The 21730-nt window shown below is 61.5% G+C and carries 18 protein-coding genes; 9 read left to right on the top strand and 9 right to left on the bottom strand.

The annotated features are described in order from the left end of the window. Window positions 1–33 precede the first annotated feature (33 nt). From VFG26_RS01600 to VFG26_RS01575, 6 genes are all read left to right on the top strand, one after another. A complete protein-coding gene (locus tag VFG26_RS01600) occupies window positions 34–1323 on the top strand; it encodes a porin (protein WP_325021514.1) in 1290 nt (429 codons plus the stop codon). Between the two features lie 384 nt (window positions 1324–1707). Beyond that, window positions 1708–3030 (top strand): porin, encoded by a 1323-nt coding sequence (locus VFG26_RS01595; RefSeq protein WP_325021512.1) that lies wholly within the window; start codon window positions 1708–1710, stop codon window positions 3028–3030. Window positions 3031–3154: 124 nt separating this feature from the next. Next, window positions 3155–4330, top strand: a complete 1176-nt coding sequence (locus tag VFG26_RS01590) for a VWA domain-containing protein (protein WP_325021510.1) — start codon at window positions 3155–3157, stop codon at window positions 4328–4330. 166 nt (window positions 4331–4496) lie between these two features. Continuing rightward, the gene (locus tag VFG26_RS01585) at window positions 4497–5006 is read left to right on the top strand and encodes a hypothetical protein (protein ID WP_325021508.1); all 510 of its coding nucleotides are present in this window, start codon (window positions 4497–4499) and stop codon (window positions 5004–5006) included. A 50-nt stretch (window positions 5007–5056) separates the two neighbouring features. Then, the gene (locus tag VFG26_RS01580) at window positions 5057–5422 is read left to right on the top strand and encodes an ABC transporter permease (protein ID WP_325021506.1); all 366 of its coding nucleotides are present in this window, start codon (window positions 5057–5059) and stop codon (window positions 5420–5422) included. A gap of 109 nt (window positions 5423–5531) precedes the next feature. After that, a complete protein-coding gene (locus VFG26_RS01575) occupies window positions 5532–6803 on the top strand; it encodes a GNAT family N-acetyltransferase (protein WP_325021504.1) in 1272 nt (423 codons plus the stop codon). Between the two features lie 5 nt (window positions 6804–6808). On the opposite strand, the gene VFG26_RS01570 is transcribed toward VFG26_RS01575, so the two are convergent. The 3 genes from VFG26_RS01570 to VFG26_RS01560 all read right to left on the bottom strand — a co-directional run bounded on the left by VFG26_RS01570 (window position 6809) and on the right by VFG26_RS01560 (window position 8779). Further along, window positions 6809–7891 carry an NAD(P)/FAD-dependent oxidoreductase gene (locus tag VFG26_RS01570; protein ID WP_325021502.1) on the bottom strand — a complete coding sequence of 361 codons (1083 nt, stop codon included), beginning with the start codon at window positions 7889–7891 and terminating at the stop codon, window positions 6809–6811. A gap of 15 nt (window positions 7892–7906) precedes the next feature. Next, window positions 7907–8227, bottom strand: coding sequence for a 2Fe-2S iron-sulfur cluster-binding protein (locus VFG26_RS01565; RefSeq protein ID WP_325021501.1), 321 nt, complete (start codon window positions 8225–8227; stop codon window positions 7907–7909). A 159-nt stretch (window positions 8228–8386) separates the two neighbouring features. Further along, on the bottom strand, window positions 8387–8779 hold the full coding sequence (locus VFG26_RS01560) for an Hpt domain-containing protein (RefSeq protein ID WP_325022006.1): 393 nt from the start codon (window positions 8777–8779) through the stop codon (window positions 8387–8389). 376 nt (window positions 8780–9155) lie between these two features. Between VFG26_RS01560 and VFG26_RS01555 the strand changes: the two genes are divergently transcribed. Together VFG26_RS01555 and dgcA are read left to right on the top strand one after the other, a co-directional pair. Continuing rightward, complete coding sequence (locus VFG26_RS01555) at window positions 9156–11969, top strand: hypothetical protein (protein ID WP_325021499.1); 2814 nt, start codon at window positions 9156–9158, stop codon at window positions 11967–11969. Between the two features lie 60 nt (window positions 11970–12029). Then, window positions 12030–13007, top strand: coding sequence for an N-acetyl-D-Glu racemase DgcA (dgcA, locus tag VFG26_RS01550; RefSeq protein ID WP_325021497.1), 978 nt, complete (start codon window positions 12030–12032; stop codon window positions 13005–13007). Here dgcA and VFG26_RS01545 read toward each other — a convergent pair. Beyond that, window positions 12973–14193: an MFS transporter gene (locus VFG26_RS01545; protein WP_325021495.1), complete on the bottom strand. Its 1221-nt coding sequence runs from the start codon at window positions 14191–14193 to the stop codon at window positions 12973–12975. The genes dgcA and VFG26_RS01545 overlap by 35 nt on opposite strands. Before the next feature lie 156 nt (window positions 14194–14349). Here VFG26_RS01545 and VFG26_RS01540 point away from each other — a divergent pair, with 156 nt between their 5' ends. Continuing rightward, window positions 14350–14898 carry a hypothetical protein gene (locus VFG26_RS01540; protein ID WP_325021492.1) on the top strand — a complete coding sequence of 183 codons (549 nt, stop codon included), beginning with the start codon at window positions 14350–14352 and terminating at the stop codon, window positions 14896–14898. A 75-nt stretch (window positions 14899–14973) separates the two neighbouring features. Here the strand turns inward: VFG26_RS01540 and VFG26_RS01535 are convergent, their stop codons facing one another. The 5 genes from VFG26_RS01535 to tkt all read right to left on the bottom strand — a co-directional run bounded on the left by VFG26_RS01535 (window position 14974) and on the right by tkt (window position 21521). After that, complete coding sequence (locus VFG26_RS01535; RefSeq protein ID WP_325021491.1) at window positions 14974–16218, bottom strand: OmpP1/FadL family transporter; 1245 nt, start codon at window positions 16216–16218, stop codon at window positions 14974–14976. Between the two features lie 368 nt (window positions 16219–16586). Continuing rightward, window positions 16587–17402: a bifunctional hydroxymethylpyrimidine kinase/phosphomethylpyrimidine kinase gene (gene thiD, locus VFG26_RS01530; protein WP_325022004.1), complete on the bottom strand. Its 816-nt coding sequence runs from the start codon at window positions 17400–17402 to the stop codon at window positions 16587–16589. 19 nt (window positions 17403–17421) lie between these two features. Beyond that, window positions 17422–18219, bottom strand: coding sequence for a cytochrome c biogenesis CcdA family protein (locus VFG26_RS01525; RefSeq protein ID WP_325021489.1), 798 nt, complete (start codon window positions 18217–18219; stop codon window positions 17422–17424). A gap of 44 nt (window positions 18220–18263) precedes the next feature. Continuing rightward, a complete protein-coding gene (locus VFG26_RS01520) occupies window positions 18264–19463 on the bottom strand; it encodes a phosphoglycerate kinase (protein ID WP_325021487.1) in 1200 nt (399 codons plus the stop codon). A gap of 51 nt (window positions 19464–19514) precedes the next feature. After that, the gene (gene tkt, locus VFG26_RS01515) at window positions 19515–21521 is read right to left on the bottom strand and encodes a transketolase (protein WP_325021486.1); all 2007 of its coding nucleotides are present in this window, start codon (window positions 21519–21521) and stop codon (window positions 19515–19517) included. Between the last annotated feature and the right edge of the window lie 209 nt (window positions 21522–21730).

The raw sequence follows: 21730 nt of genomic DNA, 5'->3' as shown, positions 1-21730 counted from the left end.
CATTCCTCAAGTCGAAGCAGACGGGAGCTATTCATGAACAAATATAGTCTGAGTGCGCTTATGGCGGCAGGCCTGGTTGCAGGCAGTCTGTCGGCCGGCAGCGCCTCTGCAGCCGATCTGGGGGGTAACTGCTGCGCAGACCTCGAGGAGCGGATTGCAGAACTCGAAGCAACGACGGCTCGTAAGGGCAACCGCAAGGTCTCCCTCACGATCTCTGGCTGGGTCGGCCAGCAGGTCACCTGGTGGGATGACGGCACCGAGTCAAACGTCTATGTGCACGATCTCGGCACCACGCTCGCCAGCCACGTGAAGTTCACGGGTCAGGCGACCATCCTTCCGGGCTGGACGGCTGGTTATGTTCTTCACCTCGAAGCCGTCGGCTCTGACAGCTTGACGACGAACCAGTTCACACCCGATGGTCCTTCGGTTCTGACTGGTGGCACCAACGGCGTTGGTACGCTTCAGTCGTTCTGGTTCTTGAAGAGCGACCAGCTGGGTAAGGTCTCGGTCGGTAAGCAGTCGCAGGCTTCGGACAACACGGCAATCCTGGTCGACGGTTCGGGTTCGCTCGTTCCTGCCAACTGGGTGTCGTTCGACGTCAACAGCTTCTTCGTCCGTACGTCGGGCGGAGCATTCACCGACGTGACACTGGGTGCTGCTGGCGGCTGCGTCTGGGGCGACTGCAACGGTCTGCCCACGAACAGCGTCCGTTACGACTCACCGACGTTTGGTGGCTTCTCGGTTTCGGCTTCTTGGGGTGAAGACGATTTCTGGGACGTCGCAGCTCGTTACGCTGGCGAATGGGCTGACTTCAAGGTGTCGGGCGCTGTCGCATATAGCGAGAGCTCCGAGTTCAACCGTAACTCGCCCAACATGGTTCAGCCCTTTGGCAGCCAGTACCTGCAGGTTGGCTTGTACGCTGAGCACATCCCGACCGGTCTCTTCGCCTACGGTGCCTATGGCCACCTGGACATCGATGACTCGGGCGTTGATGCAAACGAAACGTTCTACGTAAAGGGCGGTATCCGTCAGCGTTGGAATCCGCTGGGCCACACCGTCCTCTACGGCGAGTACGAGCGTGCTGAGAACAACGGCTTGGTAGCTGGGTTCATTGACGACGGCGGCGTCCCCGTTACAACCTTCACCGGCGAGAGCCACATCAGCATGTGGGGCCTCGGCGTTGTCCAGGAAATCGACGCTGCTGCAATGTCGCTCTGGGTCAAGTATCGTCACATCGATGCCGACCTGCGTGACTTCGAAACCGGCGGCATCCCGACCGACAGCTTCCAGTACGTTGGCATGGGCGCTCTGATCAACTTCTGATCCGAGACCATTCCGGAAATACGAAAGGCCGCCCAATTTGGGCGGCCTTTTTGCGTGTCGCACGAATTCGTGGAAGTGGCCGCTGAGCAACAATGAAGTGTTGCCACCTAGTCGTCACCCCATTTTATAGCCCCCTGATTTTGCATTTCAATTTTAGAGCGCACACAGACAATTAATCTGAATGAGCTTTTCTCGCATCACGTAGGAATAAATATGCGAAGTGCGAAGCTCAATTGTTGCGCACGTACGAATCACTAATCTCCCCGTCCAAGCGGCGAAGTCACTTGCCAGGTGTTCAGCCTCGCGCTGCTCCAGAGTGGCCTCTACGGCGAACGCCGAAGTACCGCGTCCAGGATAGAAGTGCTGAAGACGGGAGAAGGCAGAATGACGAAATTTAGGGTAGGCGCTCTGGTCGCTGCAGGCGTCCTCGCTGGCGGTCTCGCCACGAGCGCCTCTGCAGCCGACCTCGGGGGCAATTGCTGCGCAGACCTAGAGGAACGCATCGCAGAGCTGGAAGCAACCACCGCGCGCAAGGGCAACCGGAAAGTCTCACTGACAATCTCCGGCTGGGTTGGCCAACAGGTCATGTGGTGGGACGACGGACGCGAATCGAACGTCTATGTCACCGACCTTGGCTCGACCATTGCGAGCCACGTGAAGTTCACCGGCCAGGCGACGATCCTGCCAGGCTGGTACGCAGGCTATGTCCTCCAACTCGAAGCCATCGGCTCCGACAGCTTGACGACCAACCAATTCGTGCCCGATGGCCCTAATGCGCTTCTGGTGCCCGCCACGATCAACGGCGTCAGCACCCTGCAGTCGTTCTGGTTCGTCAAGAGCGACCAGCTCGGCAAGGTCTCTATCGGCAAACAGTCCGACGCGGCTGACAACTCCGCGATCCTGGTTGACGGTTCGGGCTCTCTCATCCCAGCCAACTGGGTGGCCTTCGACGTCAACAGCTTCTTCATTCGCGAAAAGGGCGGCGACCTCACGCCCCTCCATTGGGGCGGCAATTATTGCCAGACTTTTGGCGGCGCATGGGGCGACTGCGATGGCGTACCGCGCAACGTCGTCCGCTACGACTCGCCGACCTTTGGTGGCTTCTCAGTTTCGGCCTCGTGGGGTGAGGACGACATCTGGGCCGTCACGACCCGCTATGCTGGCGAATGGCACGGCTTCAAGGTTGCAGCCGTCGCCTCTTACGCGGAAAGCACCGACGAGTTCTGCTGCAACAATGCGAGCGGCTTTACCGTCTTGAACAACACGCAGCAGTACTTCCAGACTGCCGGCTACGTCGAGCACATCGCGACAGGCCTCTGGATCTACGGTGCGTACGGTCATAACGACTATGACGACGACACGAACCTGACCGGCAGACCCGGCCAGGAAGAGACATGGTACTTGAAGGGCGGTATCCGTCAGCGTTGGACCCCGCTCGGGCACACCGTTCTCTACGGCGAGTTCCTGCATGCTCACGGCGTCGGCGTCTTCGCGGAATCGGGCATCGATGGCTTTGCTCCGCTCGGCGACTTCAGCCCCCGCAACAGAGACACGACCGAGGTTGCAGGCGGCGGCATTGTGCAGGAAATCGACGCGGCGGCGATGTCCGTATGGCTCAAGTATCGCCACCTCGACTACGACGACAACTCCGGCATCCGCTACGATGACTTCCAGTACTTCTCCTTCGGCGGTCTGATCAATTACTGATCCGGCGCACGATCACAGACATGCAGGAAGCCGCCGGATCCGGCGGCTTCTTTGCTTTTTTGCAAGGCCGCCACGGGCTCTTGGGCGCATTGCCGGCGCCGGTGAAAGCGCCTACCTCTTGGCCATGTTTGAGACCTTTTTTGCCGAGCTCCGCGCAGCCAAACTGCCGGTAAGCCTCAAGGAATACCTGACGTTGCTCGAAGCCGTCGGCGCCGGCGTTGCAGGCGGCCGCGTCGAGGACTTCTACTATCTTGCCCGCGCCACGCTCGTGAAGGACGAGCGAAATCTCGACCGTTTCGACCAGATCTTTGCGCACGTTTTCAAAGGCATCGACCTGCTGCCCGAAGCCATCGAAGCCGAAATTCCCGAGGAATGGCTTCGCCGGATCAGCACGCTGCACCTCTCCGAAGAAGACAAAAAGAAGATCGAGGCCCTCGGCGGCTGGGACAAGATTATGGAGGAGCTGAAGAAGCGCCTCGCCGAACAGAAAGAGCGCCACCAAGGCGGCAACAAATGGATTGGCACCGGCGGTACCTCGCCCTACGGCGCCTACGGATATAATCCCGCCGGCATCCGCATCGGGCAGCACGAGAGCCGGCATCGCCGCGCCATCAAGGTTTGGGATAAGCGCGAGTTCAAGGATCTCGCAGGCACCGCGGAAATCGGTACACGCACGATCAAAGTCGCGCTCCGGCGCTTACGGCAATTCGCCCGCACCGGCGCTGCCTCCGAACTCGATCTCGATGGTACAATCCGCGGCACCGCTGAAAAAGGCTATCTCGACGTTCGCCTTCGCCCGGAGCGGCACAATGCGGTAAAGCTCCTGATGTTCTTCGACATCGGCGGCTCGATGGACGATCACATCCGCGAGGTTGAAGACCTCTTCTCGGCGGCTCGTTCCGAATTCAAGCATCTCGAATACTACTACTTTCACAATTGTCTCTACGAAGGCGTGTGGAAGGAGAACGCCCGCCGCTACACGAACAGGATCGATACCTGGCAGGTGCTGCACACCTACCCTGCCGACTACAAAGTGATCTTCATCGGCGATGCTTCGATGAGCCCCTACGAAATCACCGTCCCAGGCGGCTCCGTCGAACACATGAATGAGGAGCCGGGCGCCGTCTGGCTGAAACGCGTGACGGATACCTATAAGCACGCCGTCTGGCTCAACCCCGTCGATGAACGGCATTGGGATTGGACCCCCTCGATCGGCATGATCCGCCAGCTTCTCGAGGGCCGCATGTTTCCGCTCACGCTCGATGGCCTCGATGCTGCAATGCGCAGCCTGATGCGCTGAAATCATCACGCTGACGCAGTTCGAGCCCTAAGATGCCCATGCCGCTGTCAAGTTGCTTCACAAACCATTAGGCTCCAGGTGTGGCAAACGTGATTCTAAACGTTGACCTTGGGCCCCGTCTGGGGACAATGGGTTTGGAATGTCAGGGGTGGGGGGAAACATCCCAATGAAAAGCCTAAAAGTCCTTCTCGTGGCCTTATCCGCTGCAGCGCTTGGCGGTTGCGGCGCGTCTTTGCCAAGCCTTCCGACGACCGGATCGCTTCTAGGCACCCAGCCGAAAGTCACGCCGAACGACCCGCTGACACGAACGATGGACGTTGCGGCGACGTCCGCGCGCGCCATCAAGTGCGGTTATAATTTCGATCCCGCAAAACTTAAGAACCAATTCATCACCGCAGAAACGGCGGCTAATCCGGCCGATGCCGTAAAGTTCGCGCAGGTCTACGATACGGCCTTCAACGGCGTCTCGAAGGCGCTTGCTCAAAAGGGCGCGGATTATTGCTCGCCACTCAAGGTGGCCCGCATCAAGCTTGCGCTGGCGCGCCACCTCAATGGCGACTACACGCCCTCGCCTCCCGAACCCTCCGAAGACGAAGGTGGACTGCTCAGCGGCTGGGGCGGCGGCGACTCGAGCAGCTCCAACAAAGGCGCGAACATGCAGGACATGTTCCAGTAGCGATGGCGAACTGGCAGCCGATCTAACTCACGCTTGGCCGGAGCGAACGCGTGCAGCAGATCCTTTGGACCGAGATCGCGCTTAAAGCCGTCGCCGGCCTCCTACTCCTGATCGCGCCGCAACAGATGCTTGCCATCATTGGCTTGGCGCGGCCTATCACCGGCCTTTGGCCACGCCTTGTAGGTGCTTTGCTGCTCGCTATTGCAGCCAGCATCTGGATAGGACTGCAATATCCGGGAGCGCGGGGTTCGATTGGTCCGGCGGCCCTCGTTCCCCTCAATCTCCTGCCCGCAGCCGTACTGGCCTCAGCCCTGGTCATGGGAGTGGCGGCCCCCACAAAACGGGGCAAGCTCGCAATCGGGTTGAGCGCTATCCTCCTGGCTGCGCTTGGGTTTCTCGAAATCGCACACGCCTAAGACTTTCTTCAAATTTAAGCGGCGTAACGCTCACCTAACATTTCCTCGCTACATCTATGAAAATCGTGCAGCCGCGGGGGGACCCGCCTGACCTAGGTCGCACCGACACATGCCTGTTGCCGCTCGTTCGCTGACATCTCTTGAGCTACCGGCCGCGGACGAGCGCGTCTCTTGCCATGTAGCGCGCCATCCCACGGTTTGCGACTTCGACCTCATCACCGAACGCGCAGCCTTCGACGCTCTCGAAGCTGAGTGGAACGGCCTCTTCGACCGCGCCGGCAAATCCCACCACGTCTTCCAAACGTTCAATTTCTGCTGGCATTGGGCCAATCATTATGTGCGTGAGCCGGCCCATGGCGAACCGCGCGGCAGAGCCAAAAGCGGACTGCAACTTCGTATTGTCACGGCACGCCGCGATGGCCGCCTGATCATGGTCTGGCCCCTCGTCTGCGAACGCGTACGCGGCATCACTCAGCTCTTCTGGATGGGCGGCTCGGTCAGCCAATATGGTGACGTGCTGATCGACGCCGGGCCCGACGAAGCGGTGGTCCTCCGGTCCGCATTCAAGTTCATACGGGCACAAGCGCGAGCCGATATCCTCCGCCTGCGCCGCGTTCGTGATGACGCGAATATAACCGCTTTGATGACCGAAATCGGCGCCACCGCTGCCGACCGTCAGCTCGCGCCCTATATGGATTTGACGACAGCGGGAGACTTTTCGGCGTTCGAGCAACGCTACGCAAGCAAGACGCGAAAAAACCGCCGCCGCCTTGCGCGCCGCCTCGAAGAAAAAGGGCCGATGCAGTTCCTCCGCCTCCATGGCGGCGATGAAGCGCGTGAGCTTGCGGGCAAAGCCGTTGCCCTCAAAGCAAAGTGGCTCCAATCGCGGGGGCTCGTCTCTAACGCGATAGCGGACCGGCGCATGGTAGGCCTTTTCGCCGACTTCGCCGAAGGCAAAACAAGACCCGTAGGCTGCGTTGTCTCGGCTTTGAAATCGAACGGCGAGATCGCAGCGCTCGAAGTCTCCTTCGGCTGCAAAGCCCGCTTGGCGATGCACATGATCGTCTTCAATCTGGCCTTCGAGAAATCAGGCGCGGGCGTCCTGCTTCTCGAGCAGGGCTTGAAAGATGGGTACGCAGAAGGCTTCGACGCGCTCGATATGCTGGCGCCCGGAGACGATTACAAATTCGACTGGTGCGATAAATCCGATGGCGTCACGGATTGGGTAATGCCCCTCACGCTGAAGGGCGAGCTTTACACGCGCGTGTATCTTGAGTTTTTGCGCGGCCGTCTCAAGAGGTGGCTCAAGAAGCTTCCCCAGCCCCTGCGCCGCTTGATGCGCGAGGGCTGGGCTAAAACGGCGTCGCCCACGTCTGAGTGACGCGGTTACTTCACGCCGAGTTTCTTCTGCAGGCTCGATGACGACGTCGTGTACTGGAACAAGAGCTTCTTGTCCGGATAGACGATCTTGTGTGCCGCCTGGGCCATCAGCGCGCCTTCGTGGAAGCCCGACAAAATGAGCTTCAGCTTGCCGGGATACCAGTTGATATCGCCGATCGCGAAGATGCCGTGCTCGCTCGTCTCGAAGCGCTCAGTGTCGACCAGAATAAGGTTTTCGTGAAGATTGAGGCCCCAGTTGGCGACGGGACCAAGCTTCATCGTCAGCCCGAAGAACGGCAGCATGGCCGTGCAGGGGATGCGCTCGGAGCCAGATGCCGTCTTGACGTCCAGCGCCGACAGCTGCCCGTTCGATCCCTCGAGCGCCGTCACCTGACCGATGAGCAGGCGCACGCTCTCCTCTTCGACGAGCTTGCGCATCTTCTCGACGGAATGCGGCGCCGCGCGGAATTCATCGCGGCGATGGATGAGCGTCAGGCTCTTGGCGACCGGCGCGAGATTGAGCGTCCAGTCGAGCGCGCTGTCGCCGCCGCCGACGATGACGATATCCTTGCCCCGCATCGTCTCGATCTTGCGCACCGAGTAGAAGACCGACTTGCCTTCGTATTCCTCGATGCCGTTGAGCGGCGGCCGCTTCGGCGTGAATGATCCGCCGCCCGCTGCGATGACGACGACCTTAGCGAGAAATTCCGTGCCCGCATCCGTCGTCAGGCGAAAGCGGCCGTCGGCTTCGCGCTTCAAGCCGTCCACGCGCTCGTTGAAATGAAATTGCGGGTTGAAGGGCTTGATCTGCTCCATCAGCCGGTCGGTCAATTCCTGACCCGTCACGATGGGAAGCGCAGGAACATCATAGATCGGCTTTTCGGGATAAAGCTCAGCGCACTGGCCGCCCGGGCGATCCAGGATATCGATCACATGTGACTTGATATCGAGCAGACCCAGTTCGAACACCGCGAAGAGACCGCAAGGTCCCGCGCCGATCACGACGGCATCGGTTTCGATCGACCCGGAGTTGTCCTCGGCTTCCAAAATTTCAGTCGTCTTAGCTGCCGCGGCAGTGTCTTCGATCATCGCGATCGTCCGTTCCTAGAACTGTTTTGCCGGCACGCGGACGACGAGCCCGTCGAGAGCGTCCGTGATCTTGATCTGGCAGCAGAGCCGGCTGCCTTCGCGGACATCGAACGCGAAATCCAGCATGTCCTCTTCCATATCGGCGGGCTTGCCCGTTTTGTCCCGCCAAGCTTCGTCGACATAGACGTGGCAGGTGGCGCAGGCGCAGGCGCCACCGCACTCAGCCTCGATGCCGGCAATATCGTTAAGCTTAGCCGCTTCCATGACGGTCAGTCCGTTTTCCGCTTCCACCGTCTGACTTTCGCCGTCGGGCTGGATGAACGTTATTTTCGTCATGGTTGCGTACGAATCCTCAAGCTGGAAATACCGCTCGTCAGCGGCGCGCGAACGTTAGGGATTGATTAGTTAGCGGGCACACTTAGAGGGACACCGCAAGCATTTCAAGCCGCACGGGAGCGCGCCCCCTGCGACGCGCCGGTGCTGTGGCTTCAATGCTCAGCCAAGCTTCTCGGATTGCTGGATGAACCGGCTTGCCTCCGAGGCAGCGGCGTCGAGCTTTGCAAGCACCTCCGAGCGGGCCTTGCTCTCATTCCCGGCGAGTTCTTCTGCGAGCTGCGCCATTCGGGCAATCCGCCAAGCACCCACGGCCCGGCTCGCCCCTTTCAACGTATGAGCCGCGATTTTCCAGTCGCGTTCGGTCGCAGCAGAGCCTAAGGCGGCCAACGTCAGGGGCAATTGCGTGAGGAAAAGCTGAAGAACCTCGTCTTCCAGTGCTTTATCCCCAAGTGTGTAGCGCCTGAGATGCGCGAGATTGACCGGCTGTCCGCTCGAATATTCCTGATCAGCAGGAGCCTCGATATCGAACGATTGCGCCCGGCAGCTGTCCATATCACCCACGCGAAACCGCACTTCTCATCGCTGCACCCACAAGCCGCCATGGCCGGCATTTGAAGCAACATGCTCGCAAAGCCGCGATAACTCTGGGTAAAGTCCGCTGCCGTCTTTCAGACACCTCCATAAACGGTTAGTTAACCTATTGGCGTGAGGCCGCAGGCTCGCCATCCGGCAGGATCGGCCGCATTCCGGCCGCAATGCGTGGCCCAAAATCGCTAAACCATTTGGATGCATAGACATTCCGTTTGGTTACCCATGTGTTTCCATTTTGTAACCAAGTAAAAATCTTATAGGGTGCGAGTGGGAGTTCCGGTGGGCCTGAAGCGCACGGGCTTGTGTCGCGTACCGGATCAAGTGGGGGGCATTGCGCATGTCGCAGGATCAGATTGCGAAGCTCATGGCTATCGGCGGCAGAACGCAGCCGGGATCGGCGGAGCCCACGTTGAGCGCTCCCGACGGATTGCGCCAAGCGACAGGTCTAGCCGCGAGCCAAACAGCAACCCCATCATCGACGCCCACAACGAACCAGACATCAAGCCAGCCGTCAGGCCCCTCAGCCATTCAGAAGGGCTCGATCGACATGCCGCTCGCGCTGCCGCCGCCACCGCCCATGCTCGGTGACGACACGCCCCGCCCCTCATCCGCGGCGCAGCTCAAGACCGGCAATGAAGCTTCAAACGATGAGCCGCCAAGCCGCCGCACAGCGCGCCGCCGGCCCGCCGGCCCCGTACGCGGCAAAATCGCCGCTAACGACGACGTGCCGAGCATCGGCGGTCTGATCTACGCGCTTGAGCAAAAACCCTCGAGCAAGGTTTTCCGCTTCGCCGCCATCGGCAGTGCCGTGTGGGCGCTTGCCGGATTGACCGTAGGCGCTCTGACGATCGCGCCAGGGTGGCAGGCAGGCGAAGCGTTCTCCGCGCTGCTCCTGCAGCCGGCAACGTTCTACACCATTACCGCCATCGTCGCGCCGATCGGCATCATCTGGCTGCTGGCGCTCTTGAACTGGCACATCGCCTCGCTCGCTCTCAAATCCGCGACTATGAGCGAGGTCGCCATCCGCCTCGCCGAACCCGACAGAACCGCCGAGCAGTCGATCGCAAGCCTCGGCCAAGCCGTCCGGCGCCAAGTCTCCTTCATGAACGACGCCGTTTCGCGCGCCTTGGGCCGCGCCGGCGAATTGGAAGCACTCGTGCACAATCACGTCGCCGAACTCGAGCGCTCCTACGAGCACAACGAACGCCGTATCCGCGAGCTGATCAACGAACTGGGTGGCGAACGGCACGCCCTCCTCGATACCTCGACAAACGTCACAGAAACGCTGAAGACGCTCGGCACCGAAATTCCGACGCTGATCGAGAAACTCTCCCAGCAGCAGCTGACGCTTCGCGGCATCATCTCAAACGCTGGCGAGAACCTCGCAAACCTCGAAGGCTCACTGGCGACCGCCACCGGCCGCTTCGAGAACGCGGTGGGATCCCGCACGCTGCAGCTGCAGTCCGTTCTCGAAGACTACACGGCCGCATTCTCGACCGCGCTCGGCGCCCGCACAGAGCAGATGCGCGTCACGTTCGACGGCTACATGCAGACGCTCGACACCACGCTCGGCAATCGCACCGAAAACCTGCAGACCGTGTTCGAGGAGTATGCGCGCGCCCTCGATACCACGCTGTCGAACCGCGCTCAGGCGCTCGACGTGCAACTTGTCGAACGCACGCGCTCTCTCGATGAGGCCTTCCAGAAGCGTCTCGAGCTTTTCGACGATCAGATTATGCGCTCGACGACGGCGATCGATCACGCCGTCAGCGAAAAGGCATCGCTCCTCACCAACGCGCTCGAGTTGCATTCGCGCACGTTCCGCGAAACGATTGCGCACCAGGCGGCAGAACTCGACGACTCCGTGATGAACGGCATCAACGCCGTCCGCCGCACCAGCGAGAACATCACCCGCCAGACCATGAAGGCCATCGACGGGCTCTCCAAGCAGACAGGCGTTCTCCAGGATGTTGCCGAAAACCTCTTCGCGCAAATCCACGGCGTCACCGACCGCTTCGAGAACCAGGGCCAGCAAATTCTCAAAGCGGCGACCGTGCTCGACTCGGCCAACCATAAGATCGACTCGACGCTGCAATCGCGGCACGCCGAACTCTCCCACACGCTGGATCGTCTCTCCGGCAAGGCCGACGAATTCGGCCGCACCATCGCTGGCTACTCGACGAACCTCGAAGGCTCGTTCTCGAATATCGAGCTCAAGGCGCGCGCCATCGCCGAAGAGCTGCGCGACAGTGCCGAAAGCCGCTCGCGTGCCCTCATGGCGGAACTCGACCGCGTCAAGCACGAGACCGAAGCCCAAGGCGAGCGCGCACTCGCCGATCTTCGGAACCGCTTCCAGAACGTTTCGGGTGAACTCTCCCGCGAATTCGAAACGCTGACGACGCGGCTCTCCTCTGCATCGGACGAAACGCGCATGCGGGCCGCCGAGGCAGCAGCGACCCTCGCCCGGGAACAGGCGCGAATCCGCGAGGAAGCAGCGCGCCTCCCGGCGTCCACGCGCGAAACGGCAGAATCCATGCGCCGCGCCCTCCAGGATCAGCTGCGCGCCATCGAGCAGCTGACGCAGATTTCCCAGCGCGCCAACGCACCGCGCGAAATCGTTCGTCCCGATCCCGCTCCGGCACGCCTGACGAACGCGCTGAGCTCCTCGCTCGCACACCCGGAAAGCCCGCCGAGCCGCAGCAGGGCTGCCGCACAACCGGAATCTCGCGAAGGCTGGTCGCTCGGTGATCTGCTGGCCCGCGCCTCGCACGAGGATGAAGCCCCGGCTCCAGCTCCTGAGCCGCCGCCGGCCCAGGCGCCCGTCCGCCTTGACGTCGGCATGATTGCACGCTCGCTCGATCAGGCTACGGCCGGCGCGATCTGGAACCGTATCCGCGCCGGACAGCGCAACGTCCTTGTGCGCAGCATCTACGCTCCGGAAGCCCGCGCACTGTTCGACGAAATCTCCAACCGCGTCAAAACCGATAACGAGCTCTCGCAATCGATCTACCGCTATCTTGCGGACTTCGAACGCATCATCAAGGAAGCGGAAGCCCGCGACACGAGCGGCCGCACGGCACAAACGCATCTCGTCTCCGAAACCGGCCGGGTGTATCTGTTCCTCGCCCACGCAGTAGGCCGCATCCGCTAGGATCGCGCCGCCTGCTTGCGACCGGGCGGCGATGAACATGATGCAGGCCCAGACCCTCCGATGACGGCGCCCACCATCGAAGCTCGCGGCGAAAGCTGGCCCCTTAGAGAAGCCTTCGTCATCTCACGCGGCGCTAAAACCGCAGCAGACGTCGTCGTCGCAACCGTCACCGATGGCGAGCATCGTGGCCGCGGCGAAGCCGTGCCGTACGCGCGCTATGGCGAAACGGTCGAAGGCGTTCTCGCGGATATCCGCGCCATCGCCGGACGTGTTTCCGCCCGCGCAGATCTCACAAATCATCTGAAGCCCGGCGCCGCACTCAACGCTCTTGATTGCGCGTTCTGGGATTTGGAATGCAAACGGTCGAACGCCCGCGCTTCAGAACTCGCGGGGCTTCTTCCGCCTGAAGCGAAGACGACAGCCTTTACGCTGAGCCTCGATGCGCCCGCGACCATGGCGGAAAAGGCCGCTCACGCTTCGAACCTTTCGCTCCTGAAGCTGAAGCTCGGCGGCCTCGGCGACGATGACCGGATGCGAGCCGTACGGGCAGCGCGTCCCGATGCCCGCCTGCTCGTCGACGCCAACGAGGCGTGGACGTCAGAGAACCTCGCGCATCTCCTTTCCGTCGCCGCCGAGTGCAGCATCGAGCTGATCGAACAGCCGCTACCCGCGGGCCGCGATGACGCCTTGCGCCACCTCGATCGCTCCGTGCCCATCTGTGCCGACGAAAGCGTGCACACCGCAGCGGACGTGCCGCGTCTTGCCGCTCTCTACGATGCTGTCAATGTGAAGCTCGACAAGGCCGGCGGCTTGACCGGCGCCATCGCGCTTCTTCGCGAAGCCCGGCGGCACGGGCTCAAAATCATGGTCGGGTCGATGGTGGCGACCTCCCTTGCCGTCGCACCTGCAATGTTGCTCGCGCCCGAAGCGGACTGGATCGATCTCGACGGCCCCCTGCTCCTCGCGCACGATCGTGAGCACGGGTTGCACGTCGAAAACGGCATCATCTATCCGCCTCAGCCGGAACTCTGGGGCTGATCACGTCAACTCTTTGCTGCGAGCTCACGAGCCACAGGCCCGCTACCAGCGCGACAAGGGATGTGGCGGCCATGGCGAGATAGGACAGCGATCCTCCGCTCGCGTAAATCCAGCCCGCTATCAGCGTTAAACAGCCCATTGCGAGGCCCGAAGAGATCGTCGCGTAAAGCGCCTGCGCAGTGCCCTGCTTGTCGCGCGAGACCGTCTCGTGGATGTAGTGGATCGCGCCGATGTGCGTCGCCCCATAGGTCAGACCATGCAGTATCTGCAGTGGCAGCAGCACGGCAAGCGGCGGATCGAACGCCATCGCCAGCCAGCGCACGATCGATGCCGCACCGCCTAGTGCGATCAGCCGCGCGGCGCCGATACGTTGAAGGAGCTGCCCCGAAACGGAGAACAGCAACACCTCGGCAAAAACGCCGATCGCCCACAGGCTTCCGCACCACGCCGCCGACAGCCCGTGCGCCTCCCAGATCAGAATGCCGAAGGCGTAAAACGCGGCATGCGAGCCTATCGCCAAGCCGGCAGCAAGCAGGAAGAAGCGGAATTCGCGCCTCTGAACGAGCTCACGGATAGCATCGGCTCGCCAAAGCGTCACCGATGGCTTCGCGCGCTCATCGACACCACCTTGCGACGGCAGGATGTGAGCCGCGGCGACCGTCAAGACACAGCCGAACGCAATGAGCCAGACGCCAGCGCCGCCTCCGAACGCGTTGATCGCGAAGCCGCCCGCGAAGCTCGCCGCAACGAACGATAATGAACCCCAAAGGCGCACCCGGCCGTAATCGAACCCACTCTGCCGCATGCCCCCGACGGCAATCGTCTCGATCAGCGGCATGATCGTCGAATTGCAGAGCATGAGGAGCGTCGCAAACAGAAGGATCGTGCCGAACGACGACGAAAGCCCAAGCGACACCACGAACACCAAGCTCAGCCACGCCAGGATGATCAGGTATCGCCGATGCGCCATCTCGCGGTCGGCCGCCATGGCGATAATGGGAGTGACGAACAGCCTGAGAAACAGCGGAGCCGCTATGACGACGCTGATCTCTCCGGGAGTCAGGCCGCGCCAGTTCAGCCATACCGGCATGAACGGAACATTCATCCCATAGACGACGAAGAGCGCCGCAAAGAACAGCGCCACACGCACCGCAAAGGCTTGCCGCTTTCGGCCGTCAGCGCTCATGCGTTTGTCTCGTCCTCTCAATTTGCTCAGGTCACCGTATAAGCCGGACCGCTGCGGATGGTCAGTGTTCAAGTGGGTTCAGCTGGAGGTTGCGCCTGCGCTTTTCGAGAATCGCGTAAGTCTCTGAGCTGATCATTTTGCGGAGCAACACACGGCATGCAGCCTCTAACTCCGGCTCTCCCTAGCGACACTGAAACCGAATATCGAGCTATCGAAACGACGCTGCTGGAAACCGCTCGCGGCCGATGGTTCCTGGCTGAGCACGGGCGCCGCGCGCGCAGGCTCGACAGCACTCTTCTTGATGATGCGATCAAGCGCTTGCAAAGCTCGTTGCGCGAGCCCCCGGCCCTCCTCGGGCAGCTGAAGGCCGAGATCGAGGGTATCAAGGCGCAGATGGCCGAAACACGGTCCACCCTGCTCGCCAAACCTGTTCTCGATGAAAGCATTCTCCCGACACACGCGATCCTGAAGGCGGCCGAGGAGATCCACGATATCGCCTGGTCGCTGCAGGCCAATCCGTTCGATCCGAAGGGCTGCGAGGAAATCGCCCGCAACGCCGGTAAGCTTTATGCGATGAGCCAATCGCAGGCCGCGCAGTCGAAGCGCGTCGTCGCCGCCGCAACCGCGCTGGAAACCTCCGCGAACAAACTTGAGGGCATTCTCGAAAGCATCATGCACGAGATGCAGGTGGACAGCGCCGCATAGATCGCATCATCGAAAAGCTGCGCACAAAAAAACCGGGCCGAAGCGCCCGGTTTTTTGTTTAGCTCTTGAAGCGGCTTACCACTTCGTCCGCACGCCGACCGAGAAGAGATCGATCGATGCTTCCACCGTACCGTTGAACGTCGGACCGGTTGGAAAACCGTTGAAGGTTGCAGGGCTCCGGCTGATGCCGCCATCCTGAACGAAGATATGCGAATAGCCAGCATCCAGCGTGATGGAGTCGCTCCACTTGTAGCTCGCACCGATACTCAGCCAAACTCGGTCGTTGTCGGGAATCTGAACGATTCTTTCCGAAGCATCTCGGATAGGCGAAATCTCGTAGGCAACGCCGCTACGGAGCGTCAGAACTGGAGAATAATCGTATTCACCGCCGACCGAGAAGAACCAGCCGTCGTGCCAGTTCGTGTCGAGCGCGAGCTGATTGCCACCCGGGAGATCGAGCGGCAATTGTTTGAACACACTCCAGTTCTTCCATTCGACTGTGCCGAGCAGCCGCGTCGTCGGCGTGATTTCCTGCCTTGCGCTCAACGTCACGATATCGGGAAGGTTGACTTTGGCAGTTCCGGGAACGTTGAACCCGGAGGTAATACCATCCGAGTGAAACGTACCCTCGAGCTCATGGGTCATCTGAGAGCGATAGCCGAGACCGATCGTGGTGCCTGCTCGCGGCTCGATCGTGATGCCCGCCGTGCCGCCGAACGCCCAGTCGGTCCCTCCGAACTGAGCGATGGAATCGGGACTCTCGCGGAACTGCAGCTTGCCCTGCGCCCATTCGATCTGCACACCTGCGCCGATCGTAATGCCCGGTGCGATGCGATAGGCAATCGTCGGATTGGCGTTGATCGTCAGCAGCTTGGTTGTGACCCCCAGGTACGAACCGGGATAACCGACGTTTTCGGGCTTCGATGCCAAGCCGAAGGGCGAATTGATCGCGATACCGACCCAAACGTCCTTCGAAACCTGATAGGCGCCGTAGCTCGCGCTCGCCACTGCGTCGATGCCGATGTTGCCGCTATTGCCGGCAAGGGGAGAATTGATGTCGATGTTCGCGTCCGGCAGGATCAGCGTGTAGGACGATTCCGAATTGAGCCCCGGAAACTGCGCCGTCGCGGCCGGGTTCCAGAACATCGAGCCAAGGCTGCCGCCCGCTGCGGCGCCAGCGGATGCCGATCCAAGGAAGACCGTCGACTGCTCGTGAATGTCAAATCCACCGGCCGTCGCCGCGCTTGAGCAAGCCGCCGATGCGGCCAGACCCGCTGCTGCCAGACGGAACACGTTTTGACGACTTTTGAAGTTCCGCATTTCACGCCCCCCGACGCTTACAAACAGCGTTAAACTTATCGTTCACAATACCGCGCATCGGGCGCTTACGACATCGTCGGGACGCTGGCTCATGCTGAAAGCTGGTATATGTGCTACTTGAGCAACAAAAAACCGGCCCGCCAGTGGCGGACCGGTTCTTGCCAAGCCCCGTTTCAATCCCTCGAAACTTCGCTTGGCGCTCCCCCCGGAGTCGGTGAACGGCGTCTATCGCCGAAATCGCGCGCAAGCTGCCAAAGTCTCAGATGCGGCGCAAGACTTGACGTTTTTATCGGCGTGCGAGTCGATCCTCCTTGATGCTCACTCGCAACAGATGCGGAGCGTACGGAGCAAAGCGCGAGCGAGTGAAGCTACGCTTTTCGAAGCGCGAAATTATGGTCGACTGGACCATGGCCTGAACCGATTCGCATGTCGGCCCCCGCATCGAGCGCGCGCCAAACGAACAGTTTGCCAGCTTCCACCGCCTCTGGCAGCGGCTTACCCGCGGCAAGGCCCGCAGCGATCGCCGCCGACAACGTGCAGCCGGTGCCATGCGTGTTGTTCGTCTCGACTCGGGGACGGCGGAAAGCCTGATGCTCCCGCCCATCAAAGAAAACATCGACGGCGTCCGCACCAGCGCCATGCCCGCCCTTGACGAGAACAGCGCCACAGCCGAGCTTCATCAACGCTTCGGCTTGCGTGCGCATCTCGTCTTCAGTCTCAGCCTCGGGACAATCGAGCAGCCTACTCGCCTCGGGGATATTCGGCGTGATCAACTGCGCCCGCGGAATAAGCGCTGAACGCACCGCTTCGATAGCATCGGCACGAAGCAGAACGTCGCCGCTCGTTGCCACCATCACCGGATCGACGACGACGGGAACACGCGGCACTTCCGCGAGCAGCCGCGCGACGGTCTCCACCGTTGCGGCATCACCCAGCATGCCCGTCTTGATCGAGGAGACTTCGAGATCGGAGACGACGGAATGAAACTGCGCGGCGATGAACTCGAGCGATATCGGAAAGACACCCGACACGCCGTGCGTATTCTGCGCCGTAAGCGCGGTGATGATCGTCGCGCCGTAAATTCCGAATGCCGAAAACGTTTTGAGATCCGCCTGAATCCCAGCGCCCCCGGAAGGATCGGATCCGGCAATTGTCAGCGCGATCGGAACAGCCTCGGCAGCCATAACTGTCATTCCAACACGCTTAAGGCGCGCCCTTCCTCAAAATCTCATTTCCGAGATCCGCAGGCGTAATCCAGGATTCGATCCGCCCCAACGCAGGAAAATTCTCGATCATCCACTGGCTGAACCAGTTCTGCGCGCCGAATACGAACAACAGACCCGTCACCACCAGCACGAGCCCCATGAACTTCTCGAGCGTCGCGTAGTGCCGTTTGAACCGCTGCATGAAGCCGAGGAACGGCCTGATTGCGACGGCGGCCAGCACGAACGGAATACCCAATCCCAGAGAATACACGAAGAGCAGACTGACGCCGGTCCACAGGCTCGATGCGCTCGCGGCAACCGTCAGCACAGTCGCCAGGATCGGGCCGATGCACGGCGTCCAGCCGAACGCGAAGGCAAGCCCCATCAGGTAGGCGCTGGCAAAGCTTGCCTCCGATGCCGCCTTCGAGTAGCGCGCCTCATTGTAGAAAAGATGCACCCGGAAAATGCCGAGGAAGTGCAGGCCGAAGAGGATGATGACGAGGCCCGCGACCGTTCCGAGGATGGCGCGGTAGGACAGCAGCACCTGCCCGATCGTGCTGGCTCCGGCGCCAAGGCTGACGAAAACGGTCGTGAAGCCCAACACGAAGAAGATCGAGGAGACCACAACACGCGCCCAGACGCGGCGGTCGATCCGCTCCTCGCCCGTCAGCTGATCGAGCGTCGTGCCGCCGATATAACCGAGATAGGGCGGAACGAGGGGCAGCACGCATGGCGATAGGAAGCTGGCGAGGCCGGCCAGGGCGACCCCAAAATAGATTTGCGCATCTGCCAGCATGCCTTGCTTCCTAACGAACGTGCTACTGCCGTCTCAGCACGCCTTTAGCGCGCGAGCGCAGCGATGCCCGGCAATTCGCGGCCTTCGAGCCACTCGAGGAAGGCGCCGCCTGCCGTCGAGACATAGGTGAAATCATCCGTTACGCCAGCCGAATTCAAAGCGGCCACCGTGTCGCCGCCGCCCGCAACCGACACGAGTTTTCCTTCTCGCGTCAAAGCCGCAGCCGCACGTGCGAGCGCGAACGTGCCTTCTCCGAACGGCGCAATTTCGAATGCGCCGAGCGGGCCGTTCCATAGCAGCGTTTTCGTATGCTCGAGCAATTCGCTCGTGCGCGCGACCGACTGCGGACCGACATCGAGGATCATGGTGTCGTCGGGAACGTTGTCGATGCCGACGACCATGTGCGCCGCGCCGTCCTTGAACTCGCGTGCGACGACGGCATCGACGGGGAGCACGATCTCGCAGCCCTGAGCCTTGGCTTCCGCCATGATCTTCAATGCGGTGTCGTGGAAATCGGGCTCGGCGAGAGACTTGCCCACGGCATGCCCCATTGCCTGCAGGAAGGTATTGGCCATACCGCCGCCAATGATCAGGTGGTCGACCTTGGACACGAGGTTCGTCAGAACCGGGATCTTGGTCGAAACCTTGGCACCACCGACGACGGCCGCCGTCGGGCGGGTCGGCTTCTCGAGCGCGGTGCGGAGCGCGTTGATCTCTTCCATCAACAGCGGTCCCGCATAGGACGGAAGATGATGCGTGAGCCCCTCGGTTGAGGCGTGCGCGCGGTGCGAGCACGAAAACGCATCGCCGACAAAGATATCGCCGAGCTTTGCAAGCGCCTCGGCGAAAGCCGGATCGTTCTTCTCTTCGCCCTTGTGGAAGCGCAGGTTCTCGAGAACGGCAATGTCGCCGTCGTTGAGTGTCGCAATCGTCTTGGCAGCTTCCTCGCCAATGCAGTCTTCGCCGAATTCGACGGGCCGCCCCAGAAGATGCTGCAGCGTCACGGCGACGGGCCGCAGTGAATACTCGGCTTCGGGGCCGTTCTTCGGCCGGCCGAAATGCGAGATGACGATCACCTTCGCGCCGCGATCGGCGAGCGCGTTCAGACCCGGAAGCAAACGCTCCAAGCGCGTCGCGTCCGTCACTTTGCCCTCGCGCACGGGAACGTTGAGATCCGCTCGAACGATGACGCGTTTGCCTTTGACGTCGGTTCCGTCCGTGGTCTTCAACTTGTCGAGGTTCATTCGACTTCCGTTCCCGATTTGCGATGATGGTGTCTTGGAGTTAGCTCGGCGTCAGGCTTTCGAAACCAAGCGGCGCGCTGCGTCCGCAACGTGAGAGGCCGTGATGCCGAAGTGCTCGTAGAGCTTAGGCGCAGGCGCCGAGGCACCGAAGCTCTTCATGCCGACGAAGGTTCCATTGGAGCCGAGCCATTCGTACCAGCACTGCGCGATGCCGGCCTCCACGGCAACGCGCGGTGCGTCGCCCAGAACTTCGCGCTGATAGCTCTCGGGTTGCGCCCGGAAGAGTTCGAACGACGGCATCGAGACGACGGCTGCGTTGATCCCGTCCTTGGCGAGCGCCTCAGCGGCTTCGACTGCAAGGCCGACTTCAGAGCCCGTCGCGAGCAAGGTCACATCGCGCTTGCCCTCAGGTGCCTTCAAAACATAGGCACCCTTCGCGCTCAGGTTCTCGCGGCCATCCAAGCGGAGATTGGGCACGGCCTGCCGCGACAGAGCGAGGATCGAGGGCGTTCCTTCCGAAGCGATCGCAACCTCCCAGCACTCGGCGGTTTCGATGCCGTCGGCGGGACGGAACACGTTGAGGTTCGGAATGGCGCGCAGCGAGCTCAAGTGCTCGACCGGCTGATGCGTCGGCCCGTCTTCACCAAGCCCGATGGAATCGTGCGTCAGCACGTAGAGCACGCGCTGCTGCATCAGTGCGGAAAGACGGATCGAAGGACGGCAGTAATCCGCGAAAACAAGGAACGTGCCGCCGTAGGGAATGAACGAGCCGGAAAGCGCGATGCCGTTCATCGCCGCCGCCATGCCATGCTCGCGCACACCGTAATGCAGATAGTTGCCGGCGAAGTTTTCCGGCGTCACCGAGCTGTGATGCTTGGTCCGCGTACCGTTCGATCCCGAAAGATCGGCCGAACCCCCAATGAGTTCAGGCAAGACGGGAACGAGGCGTTCGATCGTGAGCTGCGACCAGACCCGCGTCGCGCGCTTGGCGCTGTCGCCGGCGAAGGCGGTCTTGGCTTCGGCAATCGCCTTGGCGACGATCTCCTTCGTATTGCGGCCCTCGATCAGCGCCTTCGTTTCGGCGCTCGCATTGGCAAAACGCTTGACCCATTCCGCGCGCGTCTTCGCGTGCGCGCTGCCGGCGGCGCGCCAGGCGGCGAGAACATGGTCCGGGATCTCGAACGCGCCGTGCGGCCAGCCGAGCTTCTCGCGCGTGTTCTTGATCTCATCGGTGCCGAGCGGTTCGCCGTGCGCCGACGCCTTACCGGCTTTGTTCGGCGAGCCGTATCCGATCTGCGTCTTACAGGCGATGAGCCACGGCTTCGATGGATCCGCCTTCGCGGCCTTGATCGCGTCTGACACGGCTGCAGGATCGTGGCCGTCAACCCGAATGGTGTTCCAGCCCGAGGCTTCGAACCGCTTCACTTCGCTGTCCGAGACGGAAAGGTTCGTCGCGCCGTCGATGGTGATCGAGTTGTCGTCCCACAGCACGATGAGCTTGCCGAGCTTCAAGTGGCCCGCGAGCGAAATGGCTTCCTGGCTGATGCCCTCCATCAGGCAGCCGTCGCCGGCGATCACGTACGTATGATAGTCGATGAGATCCGAGCCGGCGCGCGCGGACAGCAGCCGCTCCGAGAGAGCCATGCCGACCGCGGTAGCAATCCCCTGCCCCAGCGGACCTGTCGTCGTTTCGATACCCGGCGCATGGCCATATTCGGGGTGGCCGGCCGTCTTCGATCCGAGCTGACGGAAATTCCGGATCTCCTCGATCGTCATCTCCGGATAGCCGGTGAGATGCAGGAGCGAATAGAGAAGCATCGAGCCGTGACCGGCCGAGAGAACGAAGCGATCGCGGTTCGGCCACTCGGGCGCACTCGCGTCAAACTTTAAGGCTTCGGTGAAGAGCACGGTTGCGGCGTCCGCCATGCCCATGGGCATACCGGGATGGCCGGAATTAGCCGCCTGAACGGCATCCATCGCGAGCGCGCGGATGGCATTGGCCATTTCGCTGAGGCTTGCCGCCGGCGACGTGTCGGCCTTGATCTGAGCTTTACTCATTCTGTTCGTGAATCCGCATTTATGAGCGTCGCCCGAGCGCCGCCGTAAGGACGAGGGACATTTACCGGGGAGTTGCAGCGTCGTCTACCGCGCCGAGCCCCTTGGTGCACGGCAAAAGGGCACCTTTAGGTCCCCTTACCCGTGAGGACCAAGTGTCACGCGGCTGACCGCGCATATTTTCATGTTCGAAGACCGCGCCAGACCGCTCC

Source organism: Hyphomicrobium sp., from assembly GCF_035687085.1.
Lineage (GTDB): Bacteria > Pseudomonadota > Alphaproteobacteria > Rhizobiales > Hyphomicrobiaceae > Hyphomicrobium_B.
Note: the sequence above shows the minus strand (reverse complement) of the source record. Positions and strands in the feature narration are given on the sequence as shown.

Bases quoted from the DNA above. Each gene is read 5' to 3' on its own strand.
- VFG26_RS01600 (WP_325021514.1), top strand. From the start codon at position 34: ATGAACAAATATAGTCTGAGTGCGCTTATGGCGGCAGGCCTGGTTGCA.
- VFG26_RS01595 (WP_325021512.1), top strand. From the start codon at position 1,708: ATGACGAAATTTAGGGTAGGCGCTCTGGTCGCTGCAGGCGTCCTCGCT.
- VFG26_RS01590 (WP_325021510.1), top strand. From the start codon at position 3,155: ATGTTTGAGACCTTTTTTGCCGAGCTCCGCGCAGCCAAACTGCCGGTA.
- VFG26_RS01585 (WP_325021508.1), top strand. From the start codon at position 4,497: ATGAAAAGCCTAAAAGTCCTTCTCGTGGCCTTATCCGCTGCAGCGCTT.
- VFG26_RS01575 (WP_325021504.1), top strand. From the start codon at position 5,532: ATGCCTGTTGCCGCTCGTTCGCTGACATCTCTTGAGCTACCGGCCGCG.
- VFG26_RS01570 (WP_325021502.1), bottom strand. From the start codon at position 7,891: ATGATCGAAGACACTGCCGCGGCAGCTAAGACGACTGAAATTTTGGAA.
- VFG26_RS01565 (WP_325021501.1), bottom strand. From the start codon at position 8,227: ATGACGAAAATAACGTTCATCCAGCCCGACGGCGAAAGTCAGACGGTG.
- VFG26_RS01560 (WP_325022006.1), bottom strand. From the start codon at position 8,779: ATGGACAGCTGCCGGGCGCAATCGTTCGATATCGAGGCTCCTGCTGAT.
- VFG26_RS01555 (WP_325021499.1), top strand. From the start codon at position 9,156: ATGTCGCAGGATCAGATTGCGAAGCTCATGGCTATCGGCGGCAGAACG.
- dgcA (WP_325021497.1), top strand. From the start codon at position 12,030: ATGACGGCGCCCACCATCGAAGCTCGCGGCGAAAGCTGGCCCCTTAGA.
- VFG26_RS01545 (WP_325021495.1), bottom strand. From the start codon at position 14,193: ATGAGCGCTGACGGCCGAAAGCGGCAAGCCTTTGCGGTGCGTGTGGCG.
- VFG26_RS01540 (WP_325021492.1), top strand. From the start codon at position 14,350: ATGCAGCCTCTAACTCCGGCTCTCCCTAGCGACACTGAAACCGAATAT.
- VFG26_RS01535 (WP_325021491.1), bottom strand. From the start codon at position 16,218: ATGCGGAACTTCAAAAGTCGTCAAAACGTGTTCCGTCTGGCAGCAGCG.
- thiD (WP_325022004.1), bottom strand. From the start codon at position 17,402: ATGGCTGCCGAGGCTGTTCCGATCGCGCTGACAATTGCCGGATCCGAT.
- VFG26_RS01525 (WP_325021489.1), bottom strand. From the start codon at position 18,219: ATGCTGGCAGATGCGCAAATCTATTTTGGGGTCGCCCTGGCCGGCCTC.
- VFG26_RS01520 (WP_325021487.1), bottom strand. From the start codon at position 19,463: ATGAACCTCGACAAGTTGAAGACCACGGACGGAACCGACGTCAAAGGC.
- tkt (WP_325021486.1), bottom strand. From the start codon at position 21,521: ATGAGTAAAGCTCAGATCAAGGCCGACACGTCGCCGGCGGCAAGCCTC.